This is a genomic window from Micromonospora sp. CPCC 205546 (genome assembly GCF_036902715.1).
Taxonomy (GTDB): domain Bacteria; phylum Actinomycetota; class Actinomycetes; order Mycobacteriales; family Micromonosporaceae; genus Micromonospora.
In genome coordinates this window covers 41450-56357 of the sequence record NZ_JBAKHL010000043.1, presented here as the reverse complement: position 1 = coordinate 56357, position 14908 = coordinate 41450, and the positions used below count along the sequence as shown (strand labels likewise).

At 71.8% G+C, this 14908-nt stretch carries 12 protein-coding genes; 7 read left to right on the top strand and 5 right to left on the bottom strand.

Annotation, left to right across the window (positions count from 1 at the left end; all coding sequences use genetic code 11):
• Positions 1–242 precede the first annotated feature (242 nt).
• Both V6U77_RS20160 and V6U77_RS20155 read left to right on the top strand, forming a co-directional pair.
• On the top strand, positions 243–2555 hold the full coding sequence (locus V6U77_RS20160) for a transglycosylase domain-containing protein (RefSeq protein ID WP_442934466.1): 2313 nt from the start codon (positions 243–245) through the stop codon (positions 2553–2555).
• 117 nt (positions 2556–2672) lie between these two features.
• The gene (locus V6U77_RS20155) at positions 2673–4178 is read left to right on the top strand and encodes a glycosyltransferase family 87 protein (protein ID WP_334607904.1); all 1506 of its coding nucleotides are present in this window, start codon (positions 2673–2675) and stop codon (positions 4176–4178) included.
• A 48-nt stretch (positions 4179–4226) separates the two neighbouring features.
• On the opposite strand, the gene V6U77_RS20150 is transcribed toward V6U77_RS20155, so the two are convergent.
• Together V6U77_RS20150 and V6U77_RS20145 are read right to left on the bottom strand one after the other, a co-directional pair.
• Entirely contained in the window at positions 4227–6719 is a 2493-nt protein-coding gene (locus V6U77_RS20150) for a hypothetical protein (protein ID WP_334607903.1), read from the bottom strand.
• Entirely contained in the window at positions 6716–7507 is a 792-nt protein-coding gene (locus tag V6U77_RS20145) for a deoxyribonuclease IV (protein ID WP_334607902.1), read from the bottom strand. The genes V6U77_RS20150 and V6U77_RS20145 overlap by 4 nt, the downstream gene beginning before the upstream one ends.
• Before the next feature lie 640 nt (positions 7508–8147).
• Here V6U77_RS20145 and rpsF point away from each other — a divergent pair.
• The 4 genes from rpsF to rplI all read left to right on the top strand — a co-directional run bounded on the left by rpsF (position 8148) and on the right by rplI (position 9798).
• On the top strand, positions 8148–8438 hold the full coding sequence (gene rpsF, locus V6U77_RS20140; protein WP_121397433.1) for a 30S ribosomal protein S6: 291 nt from the start codon (positions 8148–8150) through the stop codon (positions 8436–8438).
• Positions 8439–8519: 81 nt separating this feature from the next.
• Entirely contained in the window at positions 8520–9056 is a 537-nt protein-coding gene (locus V6U77_RS20135) for a single-stranded DNA-binding protein (RefSeq protein ID WP_334607901.1), read from the top strand.
• 41 nt (positions 9057–9097) lie between these two features.
• The gene (gene rpsR / locus V6U77_RS20130) at positions 9098–9337 is read left to right on the top strand and encodes a 30S ribosomal protein S18 (RefSeq protein ID WP_007073789.1); all 240 of its coding nucleotides are present in this window, start codon (positions 9098–9100) and stop codon (positions 9335–9337) included.
• Between the two features lie 14 nt (positions 9338–9351).
• A complete protein-coding gene (gene rplI / locus V6U77_RS20125) occupies positions 9352–9798 on the top strand; it encodes a 50S ribosomal protein L9 (protein ID WP_334607900.1) in 447 nt (148 codons plus the stop codon).
• A gap of 106 nt (positions 9799–9904) precedes the next feature.
• Here the strand turns inward: rplI and V6U77_RS20120 are convergent, their stop codons facing one another.
• The gene (locus tag V6U77_RS20120) at positions 9905–11554 is read right to left on the bottom strand and encodes a hypothetical protein (RefSeq protein WP_334607899.1); all 1650 of its coding nucleotides are present in this window, start codon (positions 11552–11554) and stop codon (positions 9905–9907) included.
• Positions 11555–11966: 412 nt separating this feature from the next.
• Between V6U77_RS20120 and dnaB the strand changes: the two genes are divergently transcribed.
• A complete protein-coding gene (gene dnaB / locus V6U77_RS20115; protein ID WP_442934468.1) occupies positions 11967–13358 on the top strand; it encodes a replicative DNA helicase in 1392 nt (463 codons plus the stop codon).
• A gap of 324 nt (positions 13359–13682) precedes the next feature.
• On the opposite strand, the gene V6U77_RS20110 is transcribed toward dnaB, so the two are convergent.
• Entirely contained in the window at positions 13683–14363 is a 681-nt protein-coding gene (locus tag V6U77_RS20110; protein WP_334607896.1) for a maleylpyruvate isomerase N-terminal domain-containing protein, read from the bottom strand.
• A 109-nt stretch (positions 14364–14472) separates the two neighbouring features.
• Positions 14473–14892: a TFIIB-type zinc ribbon-containing protein gene (locus V6U77_RS20105; RefSeq protein ID WP_334607895.1), complete on the bottom strand. Its 420-nt coding sequence runs from the start codon at positions 14890–14892 to the stop codon at positions 14473–14475.
• Positions 14893–14908: the final 16 nt, after the last annotated feature.

Below are 14908 nucleotides of genomic sequence, written 5' to 3'. Positions count from 1 at the left end.
CCGGCGGGCCGGCCGGCCGCGCCTCGGTGGGTTCCGCCGTCGGCGCCGCCCCGGCCGGCCGGGCCAGCGTCGGGTCGGCGGCTGTCGGCGGCGTCAGCGGCCGGGCCACGGCGCGGGCGAGCGTCTCTCCTGTCTCGGGCGGCCCTGGCGGTCCGGGGGGGCCGACGGGCCCCGGTCGGCGTGCGCGCGGCGGGGGTGATCCGGCCGGCGCGTCGCGGGCGAAGAAGCGCAAGCGGGTCAACATGCTGATCGCCGCCTTCGCCGTCTTCATCATGCTCACGGGGCTCGGCGTCGTCGGCTTCACCTACTACTCGACCAACGTCGTCCTCCCGGAGGACACCACACCGCCGCAGGCGACCACCTTCTACGCGGCCGACAACAAGACCGTCATCGCGAAGGTCGGCACGCAGAACCGGACCCTGGTCACCATCGACCAGATTCCGACGCACGTGCAGGACGCGGTCGCGGCGGCCGAGGACCGTAACTTCTACGAGCACTCGGGTGTGGACTACAAGGGCATCGTCCGGGCCGCGTGGAACAACGTCTCCGGCGGCGACAAGCAGGGCGCCTCGACGATCACCCAGCAGTACGCCCGCAACGCGTTCGACCACCTGAAGGACGACACCTACGCCCGCAAGGTCAAGGAGGCGATCCTCGCCTCCAAGCTCAACGACGAGTACACCAAGCCGCAGATCATGCAGCACTACCTGAACATCATCTACTTCGGGCGGGGCGCGCACGGCATCGAGGCGGCAGCGCAGACGTACTTCGGCAAGCCGGCGAACAAGCTGAGCGTCGCCGAGGGCGCGGTCCTCGCCGCGCTGATCAAGCAGCCGGAGGCCAACGCGGGCCACAGGGGCTACGACCCCGCGGTCAACCCCACCGACGCCAAGTCCCGCTGGGAGTACGTGATCAACGGCATGGTCGCCGAGGGCTGGCTGAACGCCCCGGGCAAGCCGGCGGCGCCCACCCTGGCCGAGTACCCGACCAAGACGCTGAGGAAGCCGAACCAGGGTGGCGCCGGCATCGACTACGGCGTCAACACCCCGTACGGCAACGTCATCAACTACATCAAGCAGGAGATGCGGGACAAGGGCATCTGCGTCGACAAGGAGGATCAGGTCACCGACGCCAAGCCGCTCTGTTCCCAGGCGCTCATGTCGGGCGGCTACAAGATCCGCACCACGATCGACACGAAGATCCAGGACGCGGCGGTTGAGACCGCCCAGCGCAAGGCCAAGGGGTCGGAGCTCGCCGGCCAGCCGCCGAACCTGATGGCGGCGGTGGTCGCCATCGATCCGAAGAACGGTCGCGTGCTCGCCTACTACGGCGGCGACAACGGCACCGGCACCGACTACGCCGGCAGGAACATCGACGCCTCCGGCAACCCCTACGGCGGTCACCCGCCGGGCTCGAGTTTCAAGATCTACACCCTGGCGGCGGCGCTCAAGGCGGGCAAGGCACTCGAGTCGCGCTGGAAGGGCAGGGCCTTCACACCCGAAGGCACCAAGTTCAAGGTCAGCAACGCCGGCGTGGACAACCCCAAGTGCGGCAACTCCTGCACCCTGACGGACTCCACCCTCAAGTCGCTGAACGTGCCGTTCTACCACGTCAGCCAGGACATCGGCCCGGACAAGGTCGTCGACATGGCGGCCAAGGCCGGGGTCAGCATGATGTGGCGGTCGGACACCAACCCGCCGAAGGGCTACGACCTCACCAAGACCGATCCGAAGGACATCGCGCCGGACCCGTTCTTCCACGTCGTCGGCTACGGCCAGTATCCGATCACCGTCCTGGACCACGCCAACGGCGTCGCCACCTTCGCCAACCAGGGCCGCTACCACAAGGCCCACTTCCTCTTCTCCGTCGAGAAGCGGGACGAGGTGACCGGCAAGTGGAAGAAGATCGCCGACGAGGGTTCGCTCAAGGGTGAGCAGCGCATCGACAAGGACGTCGTGGCGGACGTGACCTCGGTGCTGGAGCGGTACCCGGCGCAGGTCAACCACCAGCTCGACGACGGCCGGAAGGCCGCTTCCAAGACCGGCACCTGGGAACTCAAGGCGAAAAGCGACGACAACGGCGACGCCTGGATGATCGGCTACACCCCGCAGATCGCCACCGCCGTCTGGGTCGGCAACGTCAAGGACCGCAAGCCGCTCAAGCTGAAGAACGGCGACAAGATCAGTGGCGGCAACCTGCCGGGCACCATCTGGGAACGGTTCATGGACGAGGCACACAAGGCCAAGAAATGGGAGAAGAAGGACTTCCCGCCTGCGGCGAACGTCGGCGACCCGACCACCGGCAACGGTGAGGCGCCCCCGCCCCCGCCGCCTCCGCCGGGCCCGCCGAACTGCGGTCCACTTGGCCTGCTCTGCCCGCCGGGCGGCGGGAACAACGGCGGCAACAACCCTCCGGGCGGCCCTGGTGGGCCTGGCGGCCCTGGTGGCCCCGGCGGGCCCACCGCGCCCACCGCGCCGACCGATCCGCGTCCCGGCCGGGACGGCGGCGGCGGCGGGCTGCTACCGAGCCTGACACCCCGACCGGACAACGACTGATCGACGAACGACGACGGCGGCCGGAGCACCTCTCCGGCCGCCGTCGGCGTTCCGGTTACGGACGTGTCGTGAGCAGGACGGGACGCGGGGGCCAGATGTACGGCAGGATGCACCCTCATGAGCACGCAGTCGACGCGAGGCATCGACGACGCCGGTGCCCCTGACCATCCGTCCCGCTCCGACGGCTTCGTCCGGGGCGTCTCCGGCGCCATCGGCGGCCCGCTGGGCGACCATGCCGTCGCGCTGGACCGGCCAGTGGGAAGAGAGAACAGGTTCTGGACGGCGGCCCGCATCGTCCTGGCCCTGGTCTGCCTGACCCTGGCGTTGCACTGGGTGCAGAAGTCGCCCTGTCAGGACGGCGCCTGGCAGAACAACGTGCAGTACACCCGGTTCTGCTACACCGACGTGCTGGCGCTCTACTACGCCGAGCGGCTCAACGAGGGCGCCGTCCCCTACCAGGACCACCCCGTCGAGTACCCGGTGCTCACCGGCTACTTCATGGGCGCCCTCGGCCTGCCCGTGCACGCCCTCGGCCAGAACGACCCGGGGCTCAACCAGGGCATGTGGTTCTACAACCTCAACGCCCTGGTCCTCGGCGCGCTGGCCGTCGCCACGGTGGCGGTGATCCTCGCCCTGCGCCGGAGCAGACCCTGGGACGCGGCCCTCTTCGCGCTCGCCCCCGCGCTGATGCTCACCGCCACGGTCAACTGGGACCTGCTCGCCATCGGCCTGGCCGCGTTCGGCCTCTTCGCCTGGGCCCGCAGCCGCCCGCTGGCGGCCGGCGTCCTGCTCGGCCTCGCCGGGGCGGCCAAGATGTGGCCGCTGTTCATCCTCGGCCCGATCCTGGTGCTGGGGCTGCGCGCCGGACGGCTCCGCGCCGCCCTCACCGCCTTCGGCGCCGCCCTCGTCTCCCTGGTCCTCGTGAACCTGCCGGTCGCCATCCCCTACCGGGAGAACTGGGACCGCTTCTTCGAGCTGAACTCGACCCGACCCATCGACTGGGGCACCCTCTGGTACATCGGGCGCTACCTGGATGGCAAGGTCGGCAGCGGCAACCCCGCCGACCTCGGGCCGTTCGAGTGGCTGAACCTCAACATCCCCACGCTCAACACCCTGTCGTACGCCCTCTTCGGGCTCGCCTGCCTCGGGGTGGGCGCGCTGGGGCTGCTGGCCCCGCGCCGGCCCCGGCTCGCCCAGCTCGCGTTCCTGGTGGTCGCCGCGTTCCTGATCTTCAGCAAGGTGTGGTCGCAGCAGTTCGTGCTCTGGCTGCTGCCGCTGGTCGTGCTCGCCCGCCCGAAGTGGGGCGCCTTCCTGGCCTGGCAGGTGGCCGAGGTCTGCTACTTCGTGGCCTTCTACGGTGAGCTGCTCGGCGCGGCGACCAGCAAGCCGGTCTTCCCGGAGGGCGTCTTCGTGCTCGCGTCGACCCTGCGCCTGGCCACCGTGGTCGTGCTCTGCGTGCTGGTCGTCCGGGAGATCCTGCGGCCGGAACTCGACCCGGTGCGGCGGACCTACGCCGACGACCCGGACGGCGGGCTGCTCGACGGCGCCCCGGACGCGCCCTGGCTCGACCGCTGGCGACGTCGCCGGACGGCGCCGGCCGAGCCGACGCCCGCCGCCGTCTGACCGGTTCCCGGCCGTCGGGGGCGACCCCGACGGCCGGGAGAACGCCGGTCAGAGACGGTAGACCACCACGTCGCCGATCTCCTCGCGGGTGATGCCCAGCCCGTCGACCGGTGCGTCGACGGTGATCTCCCACGGCGTGCCGACGATGTGGTCGCGCAGCAGCAGCACGTTGCGGACGCCGAGGACGCGCAGGTAGTCGACGCTGGTCTGGTCGGGGAAGGAGAGCGTCACCCGGCGTACGTCGTCGAGTTGGCGCGGGGTGAAACCGCTGCCCCCGTTGACCACGTCCTGGAACTTGCTGGTGGACCAGAGCATCACCGGCTGGTCGAGGTTCTGGCTGCTCGGCAGCACGAGCAGCGGCCCGTCCACCGTCCGCATCGCGGCCGGCTGGGGCGGCACGATCGGGTGCGGCGTGGAGTTCAGCCCCTCGCCGATCACCAGCACCAGCGGCAGCAGCGTGGCCAGCCGCAGCCACGGGCTCGGCCAGGAGGGAATCCGCTCGGCGGAGATCTCCCGGACCCGGGTGGCGAACGCGCTGACCGCTCCCGCCGCGAGCAGCCCGAGCAGCAGCGTCGTCCAGAGCATCAGCCGACCCGGCGTACGCAGGCCGTTCCAGCCGGGCAGGTGCTCGAACAACGGCACGTAGGTGAAGGTGCCGTCGAAGAAGCGGGTGCCCATGGCGAGCACCATCGTCACCACCACCCCGGCGAGCAGCAGCAGCCGGTGGCGCAGCTTCCAGACCGAGAAGAAGAGCCCGCCGGCGGCGAGGGCGTAGAGCACGAAGCCCGGCAGCAGGGTCATCTCCGGGTGCCAGGGCAGCAACGCCCTCGCCCCCTCGTGCAGCCCACCCCAGACCCGTGACTCCGCGGGCGCGGTGAAGAAGCCGCTCGCCGGCGGCGAGAAGATGGAGATGTCGCCGATGGAGCGCTCCGCGTGCGGGTGCGCCTGCGCCACCGTGAAGAACGGGATGGCCAGCAACGCGCCGACGCCGGCGAAGAGCAGGCCGCCGACCAGGTCCGCGATCAGCAGCCGGCGGCCGAACGGGCGCTTGACCGGCCGGACGACCCACCGCCGCAGGAACCAGGTGACGGCCGCGACCAGCACGGTCCCGGCAAGGAAGTACGCGAACGGCAGCCCGATGCCGAAGCCGAGACTGAGTTGCCAGGCGGCGACCAGCCAGCCGGCGTAGACCCAGCCGTCGTGCCGGCGCTCGGGCCGGTAGCCGTGTCGCAGCGACCAGCCGTGGCCCCGGGCGAGCATGGCCAACGCCAGCGGGATGCCGCCGTTGGAGATCACGTGCAGGTGCCCGGCCTGGGCCAGCAGCCACGGCGCGTACGCGAAGCTCGCCCCGGCCACCGCGGAGCCGATCCGGCCCGCGCCGAGCTGCCGGGCCAGCGCGTACGCCCCGAGCGTGGCGAGCGCGTGGGCCAGCACGAACATGATGTTGTAGCGGAGCACCGCGGCCTCGGGGCCGGTGCCGATCATGCCCGCCGGGGCGTACCCGAGCAGGGTGTCGGAGAAGGCGAAGCTCCAGGGCTCCGGGAAGAAGGTGTTCGACTGCCACAGCTGCGCCGGGTTGGTCAGCAGGATGTGCCCCGACCAGGCCATCTGCCACGCCTGGAGGCTCGGGTCCCAGTAGTCCTGCGGCAGGGTGTGCCGCGGGTAACGCAACGTGGGCCAGGTCAGCAGCACCGCCAGCGCCAGCGAGGCGAGCGCCGCGAGCGCCCACTCGTGGATCAGCAGGCGGCCGACCGCCCGTGCGGCCCGTCCGAGCCGGGAGGGCACCGGTTCGGGGGCGGACGCGAAGGCCTCCCACCGGTCCGGCTTCCCCTCCCCGCCGGCGTCCTCCTTGGCGGAACCCTTGTCAGCGGAACCCTTGTCGTCGCCCTTGCCCGCCTCGGTGCCGGCCCCGGCCGTACCGGCTGCGCCGGGCTTGCTGTCCGTCCTGCCCGCTGCGCCGGCCGCAGGCCCGCCCTTGCCAGCCCCGGGCCCACCCTTGTCGCCCGCGCCGGTCTCGGCCGCGCCCTTGTCGGCCGCGCCAGCCTTGTCGGTCTTGCCGCTCGCGGTCGCGCTCGCGTCGGCTTCTGCGGCTCCGCCAGCCTGGGCCGCGTCGGCGCTGGACCGGGCTCCACCGGTATCGGATCTCGCCGTCCCGGTCGTGGACCCGGCCTCGCCGGTCGTGGCGCCGGCCGTGCCGGTCTTGGACCCGGCCGCGCCGGCCGTGCCGGTCTTCCGCGCGGCGTTCGTCCTGGCGGGAGTGTCGGCCTTCGTGGCCGGGTCGGCTGGGCCGGCAGCGCCTCTGGCGGACTCTTCCCCGCCGGCGACCGCACCGCCGGTGGTGCCGGTGGTGCCGGCCTGGTCCGTGGCGTCCGCCGCGGTGCGCGTACCGCCGGTGGTGCCGGCCCGGTCGGAGGCCGAGCCCGCCGGGGCGCCCGGTGCGGCCGGCCCAGGGGCGGGTCCGACCGGCGCGACGTCGCCGCCGGCCGGCGCGGCGGCGGTGTCGGGGCGGAAGCTGCCGGCGGCGGACTGTCCGGTCGTCATGCCGCCGGGCTCCCCGTGCCCAGCCGGTCACGCAGGAAGGCGATGTCGGCGCCCTGGCCCTTGGCGCCGCCCGGGGTCTCGACGATGACCGGTGCGCCGGCCGCGCGGATCACCGCCACCAGCAGCTCCGGGTCGATCGTGCCGCCGTCGAGGTTGTCGTGGCGGTCCTGGCCGGAGTTGAACGCGCCCTTGGAGTTGTTGGCGTGCACCAGGTCGATCCGGCCGGTGATCGCCTTGACCCGGTCGACGAGCCCGAGCAGCTCCTCGCCGCCGGCGTGGGCGTGGCAGGTGTCCAGGCAGAAGCCCACCTCGTGGTCGCCGATGGCGTCCCAGAGCCGGGCGAGCGCGTCGAGCCGCCGCGCGCAGGCGTTGTCACCGCCGGCGGTGTTCTCGATCAGGACGGGCACGCCGAAGCCGCCGGAGTCCGCCGCGTACGCGAAGGTCTTGCGCCAGTTGTCGAAGCCGACGGCCAGGTCGTCGCCGGCGTTGACGTGCCCGCCGTGCACGATCAGGCCCTTCGCGCCGATGGCGGCGGCCGCCTGGGCGTGGCCGAGCAGCAGCTTGCGGCTGGGGATCCGGATCCGGTTGTTCAGGGTCGCGACGTTGACGACGTACGGTGCGTGCACGTAGAGGTCGACGTCCGCGGCCCGTAGCCGGTCCGCGTCCTCCCGTGGCTTCGGCGCCTTCCACCCCTGCGGGTCGGAGAGGAAGAACTGCACGGCCTCGGCCCCTCGGGCGGTCGCCTCCGCGGTCGGGTCGGTCGAATCGACGTGGGCTCCGATACGCATGCACGGGAGCCTACGTCGCGCCGCCGACAGCGGGGACGACGGCGGTGGCGGACGCGCCGGCCGCGCGCGCGTCACCTCCCGGCGTCGGTGGTCGTTGATGCGAGTGGGATCCACGGTTGCCATCGCAGTCGTCCGGACGGTCGCTGGTCGGCCCACGGGGGCGCGTCGCACCGCCCGAGCGGGGACGGACCCGTCGCGCGGCCCGGCGCGGCGGGAACCCGCCCTGACGGAAGCTGGCCCATCGGGAAATTTGTCGGAGAATTCCGCCAATCCTCCCAACAAGGGGCAAGAGCCGTTGTAACGTCAGGTAACAACACGATAAAGCTCCGCGGGGCGTCCCCGGTCCAACCTCATCGGTGTGGTCGTTCCTCCCCAGGTCCCACCCAAGGAATGCGGACGGGACGCCCCGCGGCCTCTGGTACGGGGGCCCGCATCGACAGCGACGTCGACGCGGGCCCCCGTCGCATCGCGCCCGTGGGAGGGATCCGCCGGCCACCTCGGGCATGATCGTCCGGACCGGCTATCCTGGTCCGGTTGTCCGCGTCCGGCCGGGTTCCCCCGGAACCGGCGTGGGCCACGACGCACGACCTCCTGCCACGGAAGGACCGTGGCCGCTTAGCCCACAGGAGGTGAGCACGTCTTGCGTCATTACGAAGTCATGGTGATCCTCGACCCCAGCCTCGAGGAGCGCACCGTCGCCCCGTCGCTCGACACGTACCTGAACGTGATCCGGACCGCGGGTGGCTCGGTGGAGAAGACCGACGTGTGGGGCCGCCGGCGCCTCGCGTACGAGATCAACAAGAAGGCCGAAGGCATCTACGCCGTCATCGACCTGCAGGCGACGCCCGCAGCGGTGGCCGAGCTGGACCGCCAGCTGCGGCTCAACGAGTCCGTGCTGCGCACCAAGGTCATTCGGCCGGAGATGCGCTAAAGCATTCAATCCCGGTCCACCCGGATCAGCCTCACCGGTGCTGTCGGAGGGCTCTGAGAGCCTGTACGGCAGTACTGATGAGTGCGCGAGGAGATGGTCATGGCAGGAGACACCACCATCACGGTCATCGGCAACCTGACCGATGACCCCGAGTTGCGGTTCACCCCCTCCGGTGCCGCGGTCGCCAAGTTCCGGGTCGCTTCGACGCCCCGGTTCATGGACAAGGCCTCCGGCGAGTGGAAGGACGGCGAGCCGCTCTTCCTGGCGTGCACCGTGTGGCGGCAGGCGGCGGAACACGTCGCCGAGTCGCTCCAGCGGGGCGCCCGCGTGATCGTCTCGGGTCGGCTGCGTCAGCGGTCGTACGAGACGCGCGAGGGCGAGAAGCGCACCGTCATCGAGCTCGAGGTCGACGAGATCGGCCCGTCGCTGCGCTACGCCACGGCGAAGGTGCAGAAGATGTCCCGCTCCGGCGGCGGTGGCGGCGGCTTCGGCGGCGGTGGTGGAGGTGGCCAGGGCGGCGGCGGAGGCAACTTCGACGACCCCTGGGCCTCGGCTGCACCGGCACCCTCGCGCAGTGGTTCGGGTGGCGGCAACTTCGACGAGGAGCCTCCGTTCTAATGGCGCCGAGCGCCCGCGATCGCAAACCAGGAGCACGAGCAATGGCCAAGGCCGCTGCACTTCGCAAACCGAAGAAGAAGGTGAACCCGCTCGACAAGGACGGGATCACCTACATCGATTACAAGGACACCGCGCTGCTGCGCAAGTTCATCTCCGACCGCGGCAAGATCCGCGCTCGGCGGGTGACCGGCGTGACCTCGCAGCAGCAGCGGCAGATCGCCCGCGCGGTCAAGAACGCCCGCGAGATGGCGCTCCTGCCGTACACGGCCACGGCCCGCTGAGAGGAGGCACCGATATGAAGATCATCCTGACTCAGGAGGTGTCCGGCCTCGGTGCCCCGGGCGACATCGTCGAGGTCAAGAACGGCTACGGCCGTAACTACCTGCTGCCGCAGGGCTTCGCGATCGCCTGGACCAAGGGTGCGGAGAAGCAGGTCACGGTCATCAAGCGGGCCCGCTCGGCCCGGGAGATCCGTGACCTCGGCCACGCCAACGAGGTCAAGGGCCAGCTCGAGGGCCTCAAGGTCAACCTGAAGGCCCGCGCCGGCGACGGTGGTCGGCTCTTCGGCTCGGTCACCCCGGCCGAGATCGTCGACGCCGTCAAGACCGCCGGCGGTCCGGTCCTCGACCGTCGTCGGCTGGAGCTGTCCGGTCCGATCAAGTCGACCGGCTCCTACCCGGTGCGGATCAAGCTGCACCCCGAGGTGAGCGCCACGTTCGACCTCAACGTCGTTCAGGGCTGACACCTCACCCCCGGCACCACGGACAGGGCCCGCACCGACCGGTGCGGGCCCTGTCCGCCGTACGGCCGGTGACACACTCCTGCGGCGCGCGACCCGTGATGGCGGCTCAGCCGATCGGCTGACCGGTCACCGCGCTGATCATCACCGTCGACAGGCCGCCGCCGACCACGGCCGCCGCCAGCGCGACACTGGCCGAACGCCAGGTCGTCCCGACCCGCCGCAGCAGCAGCGCCACGACGAGGCTGCACGCCAGCGCCAGTCCGAAGCGCGGCAGACCCGACGCCAGCGAACCCAGCGCCCTCGACCGGGGCGAGTCGCAGCCTCCACCATTGATGTCCGTGACGCACCCCGCCGGCACCTGACCGTCCAACGTCAACAACCAGACGAAGACCAGCACCGCCGGCACCAGATAGCAGACGAACGTGTAGAACAGCGGCCGCCACGGCCCGCCCTGATCGGGGTCGAGCAGGTCGTCCTCGATGCGCCGGCTCCGGCCCTGCGGCCCGGCGGTCGCAGCCCGACGTCGGGCGGCCGACGTCGCCGTCGCGGCCCCGACCGGTCCCGCCCCCCGCCGACCCGAAGCCGTACGCGGTCGCGGCGCGGAGTAGGGCACCACCGGCGACCGGGGCGCCGACACCGACGGATCCGCCCACCGGGGATCGTCGCCGGCCAGCCGGGTGTCCGACCAGAAACCCTGGTCCCGCTCGTCCTGCCCCGGCCAGGGCCACCCCTCCCCGGCACCCCCGCCGGAGCCCGGCGCGGTCCGGTCCCCGTCGCCGCCGTCGGCGTACCGCTCCCACTGTCCGGTGTCGTCGGGCCCGTTCCATTGCCCGGTGTCGTCGGGCCGGTCCCATTGCCCGGCCTCGCCGGACCGGTCCCACTGCCCGGTGTCGCCGGGCCGATTCCACTGTCCGGTGTCGTCGGGTCTGCCCCACCGCCCGGTGTCGTCGCGTCGGTCCCACCGGCCGGTCCCGTCGGTGCGGTCCCGCCGGCCGCTGCCGGGATGCTCCCAGCGGTCGACCTCACCGGCCGGACGCCACGCGTGCACACCCGACGCGTCCCACGCGTCCACGGTGGGGAGACGGGAGGACGGCGGCTCGGACGCGGCCGCCAGCGACTCCCGGTCCCACGGGTCGACGGCCGGCCGGTCCTCCGCCGCCCACCGGCTCCGGCGGGCCTCCCGGTCGGGCACGGGCCCGGCCGCCTCCTCCTCCAGCCCGGACCAGACGACCTGTGGACGTTGCGACGGCAGGCGCCTCGGCCGGGTCGGCGGTGGTGGAGCCGACACGGGGTCGTCCTCGGCTCGTCGACGCCCGGCGTATCCCCGCTCCCGCAGGTGCTCGAACGTCCACTCACCGGTGTGCTCCGACTGCGGGGCCGCGCCGAGCGCCGGCGCGTCGCGCCGGCCCGTTCCGCTGACCCGACGCCAACTGCCCGTGCTCCCGGTGCTCCGCCGTGCCGTGTCGTCCGACGACGGTCGACCGACCTCCACCTGCACCTCGTCGTCGGGCGCGGCGTGTCGGCCGCCGCCGTCCGCGCTGCGGACTCCCGACTCCAGCGCCCAACGCGGCAGGTAGGTGTCGACCGGCTCCCGCTGGCCGCGTTCGACGGCCCGACGCCGGCTCGGCGTGCGGTGCCGGGCGGGACCGCGCTCGGGGGAGTCCACCGGTGCCGGGTCGGCGGGATCGTGCCAGGGGGCGACCGGCCGTCGCTCGCGCGGACCGTCCTCTCCGCGTCCCCAGTCCCGGTTACTCACGGCCGGAGCGTGACCCTTCTCAACCGATGGCGCAATCCGCTGTGCAGGTGTAGCCGTTCGCTGGAGATAGTACGGGACGTTCGATGCCGTAGTTCGACCGAAAACTTCCTGTCCACAGGCTGGGGATTGCGTTGTCGCAGCTCAGGGCGTTGCGCCGGAGAATTCCCCAGCCGTTGTCCACAGGCTGTGCACACCCTGCGCACATGCTCGTCCACCGGCGTCCACAGGTTGTCCCGAGGCTCGTCCACCGGTGTGGTTGAGGGGCTGACCTCGGGTTCCGTATGGTTGGCCCCCGACCGGCCGCGCGATGACCCCCCGATCGACCGGCAGGTCGAGGTTGTCGTACCCCGGCGGTAGGGCTGAATCCGGATCCGACGCAGTGGAGGGGGAACCCGTGTCGGTCACCGACGACATGCGGGCGGACTCGCGTTCGAGCGGGGGGCAGGCGTCCGCGCCGCCGCAGCGCGACGGCCAGTTCGACAAGACCCCGCCGCAGGACGTCGCCGCCGAGCAGTGCGTCCTCGGCGGCATGCTGCTGTCCAAGGACGCGATCGCCGACGTCGTCGAGATCCTCAAGACCAACGACTTCTACCGGCCGGTGCACGCCACCATCTTCGACATCATCCTGGAGATCTACGGCCGGGGTGAGCCGGCCGACTCCATCACCGTGGCGGCGGCCCTGGCGGACTCCGGCGATCTCGTCCGCATCGGCGGCGCCCCCTACCTGCACACCCTGATCGCCAGCGTGCCCACCGCCGCGAACGCGGCGTACTACGCCCGCATCGTCAGCGAGCGGGCGGTCCTGCGCCGCCTGGTCGAGGCCGGCACCAAGATCGTGCAGTTGGGTTACGGCACGGGTCAGGGCGGCAGCCGCGACGTCGACGACATCGTCGACCTCGCCCAGCAGGCGGTCTACGACGTCACCGAGCGCCGCGTCAGCGAGGACTTCGCCGTGCTCGCCGACATGCTCCAGCCGACGCTGGACGAGATCGAGGCGGTGGGTGCCCAGGGCGGCGTGATGACCGGCGTCCCGACCGGCTTCACCGACCTGGACCGCCTGCTCAACGGCCTGCACGCGGGGCAGCTCGTGATCGTTGCCGGACGCCCCGGGTTGGGAAAATCGACCGCAAGTATGGACTTTGCCCGAAATGCTGCCATCAGGGCAAATCAGGCGTCAGCCATCTTCTCCCTGGAAATGAGCAAGGTCGAGATCGTCATGCGCCTGCTCTCGGCCGAGGCGCGGGTGCCGCTGCACGTCCTGCGCAGCGGCCAGCTCTCCGACGACGACTGGACCAAGCTCGCCCGCTGCATGGGGGAGATCAGCGAGGCGCCGCTCTTCGTCGACGACACGCCGAGCATGAACCTGATGGAGATCCGGGCCAAGGCGCGCCGCCTCAAGCAGCGGCACGACCTCAAGCTGATCGTGGTCGACTATCTCCAGCTGATGACCTCCCCAAAGCGCACCGAGAGCCGGCAGCAGGAGGTCGCGGACCTCTCCCGTGGCCTGAAGCTGCTCGCCAAGGAGGTCGAGTGCCCGGTGATCGCGGTGAGCCAGCTGAACCGTGGCCCGGAGCAGCGCACCGACAAGCGACCGCAGCTGTCCGACCTGCGTGAATCTGGCTCAATTGAGCAGGATGCCGACGTGGTCATCCTGCTGCACCGCGACGACTACTACGACAAGGAGTCACCGCGGGCCGGGGAGGCGGATTTCATAGTTGCCAAGCACAGAAATGGCCCCACCGACACGGTGACGGTGGCCGCGCAGCTCCACCTGTCGCGCTTCGTCGACATGGCCATCGTGTGAGGCAGACCGGCGCACGGATGACGGATGCTGCCAGGGACGAGGTCATCGAGCGTGCTCTGGCCGGCGAGAGCCTCAGCAGTATCGCCCGCTCGAACGGTGTCTCACGCCAGGCGATTCGTGGCTTGCTGCGGCGTTGAGGGATACCTGCGAGGGTCGTCGGCAAGCTGACGGAGGACCAACGCTCCGAGGTCCTTCACCGCGACGCCACCACCGCTCTCCCGCGTAAGGCGGAGACAGCCGAACGGATAATGGCAGCAGCGGGCAACTCCCCGGATCGACCCGACAGAGCTGAATCCACTGCCGCCCCGGCGATGTCTGCGCGGGTCAGCCCAGGAGGGGGAACCAGCCGGCGACCTCGCCGAGTTCGAGCTCGTCGCGGTCGGTGAGTGGCACCCGCCCGGTCGCCTTCAGCAGGTAGTCGGCGTCGCTCCACGCGGCCGGTCGGACGGCGTCGTCGCTGAGCAGGCCGTCCATGGTGGCCACCGCGACACCCGTCGCGAGGGTGCCGGGCAGGGGCGCGTCGGGCAGGTCGAGCACCAGGTCCAGGTGGTGCACGACGGCCTCGGTGGTCAGCGTGGCGAGCAGGTCCGGCAGCCGCAGCACGTGCCCCTGGGTGGTGACGTGGCCGTCGGGATCGGCCGCGCTCGCGGCGCGTACGGCGGCGGGGGCGGTCTCGGTCCAGAGCCGGACGATCCCGCGCGGGCGGTCGAAGGCGGCGGCGGAGCGGCGGGCCCACCAGGCGTGCCGGGCGCCGTCCTCGTCCTCGCTGGGCGGGAACGCGTGCCAGTAGCTCACGTCGTCGACGTCGGGCGGACCGTCGACGGGGCTGGCCAGCGCGACCAGCGCCCGCTGGGCGTCGCAGAGCACGTGGAAGAGCAGGTCCGCGACGAGCCAGCCCCGGCACCGGGTGAGCCGCTGCAGGTCGGCGTCGTCGAGGTCCGCGACGACCCGGGTGATTCCGTCGTACGCCTGCGCCAGCGGGTGATGCAGCGTGTGCGGCGTCATGCAGGGCAGCGTCGCACGGCCGTTGCCGGTCGGCACGGTGAACGGCGGAGGCGTGCGGAACCACGGGTGACCGGGCCGGTCGAGGCGCCGGCCCGGTCGACGGGGTGGCTCAGCCGAACATCTCGTCCAGGAAGCTCTTGTGCTTCTTGCGCTTGTAGTGCCCGTGGTAGCCGTGGTGCTGCTGACCGTGTCCGTACGCGGGGGCCGGCGGGTAGCCGTGCGCCGGCGGGGGCGGGACGGCGCCGTAGCCCGGCTGGTGCGGGGCGGGGGCGGGCGGCGGGGGCGGCGGGGGCGGGTAGCCGCCCTGCTGGTGGCTCGGCTGGCCGGGGTAGCCGCCCTGCTGCTGGGCGGGCTGCGCCGGGGCCGCCTGGCCCTGCTGGCGGCTCCAGTTGGCCTCCGCCTCGAACAGCTTCTCCAGCTCGCCGCGGTCGAGGAAGATTCCCCGGCACTCGCCGCACTGGTCGATGACGACGCCGCTGCGCTCGTACTGGCGCATTTCTCCGTGACACTTGGGACAGGTCAGGCTCATCCTCCGACCGTACCCG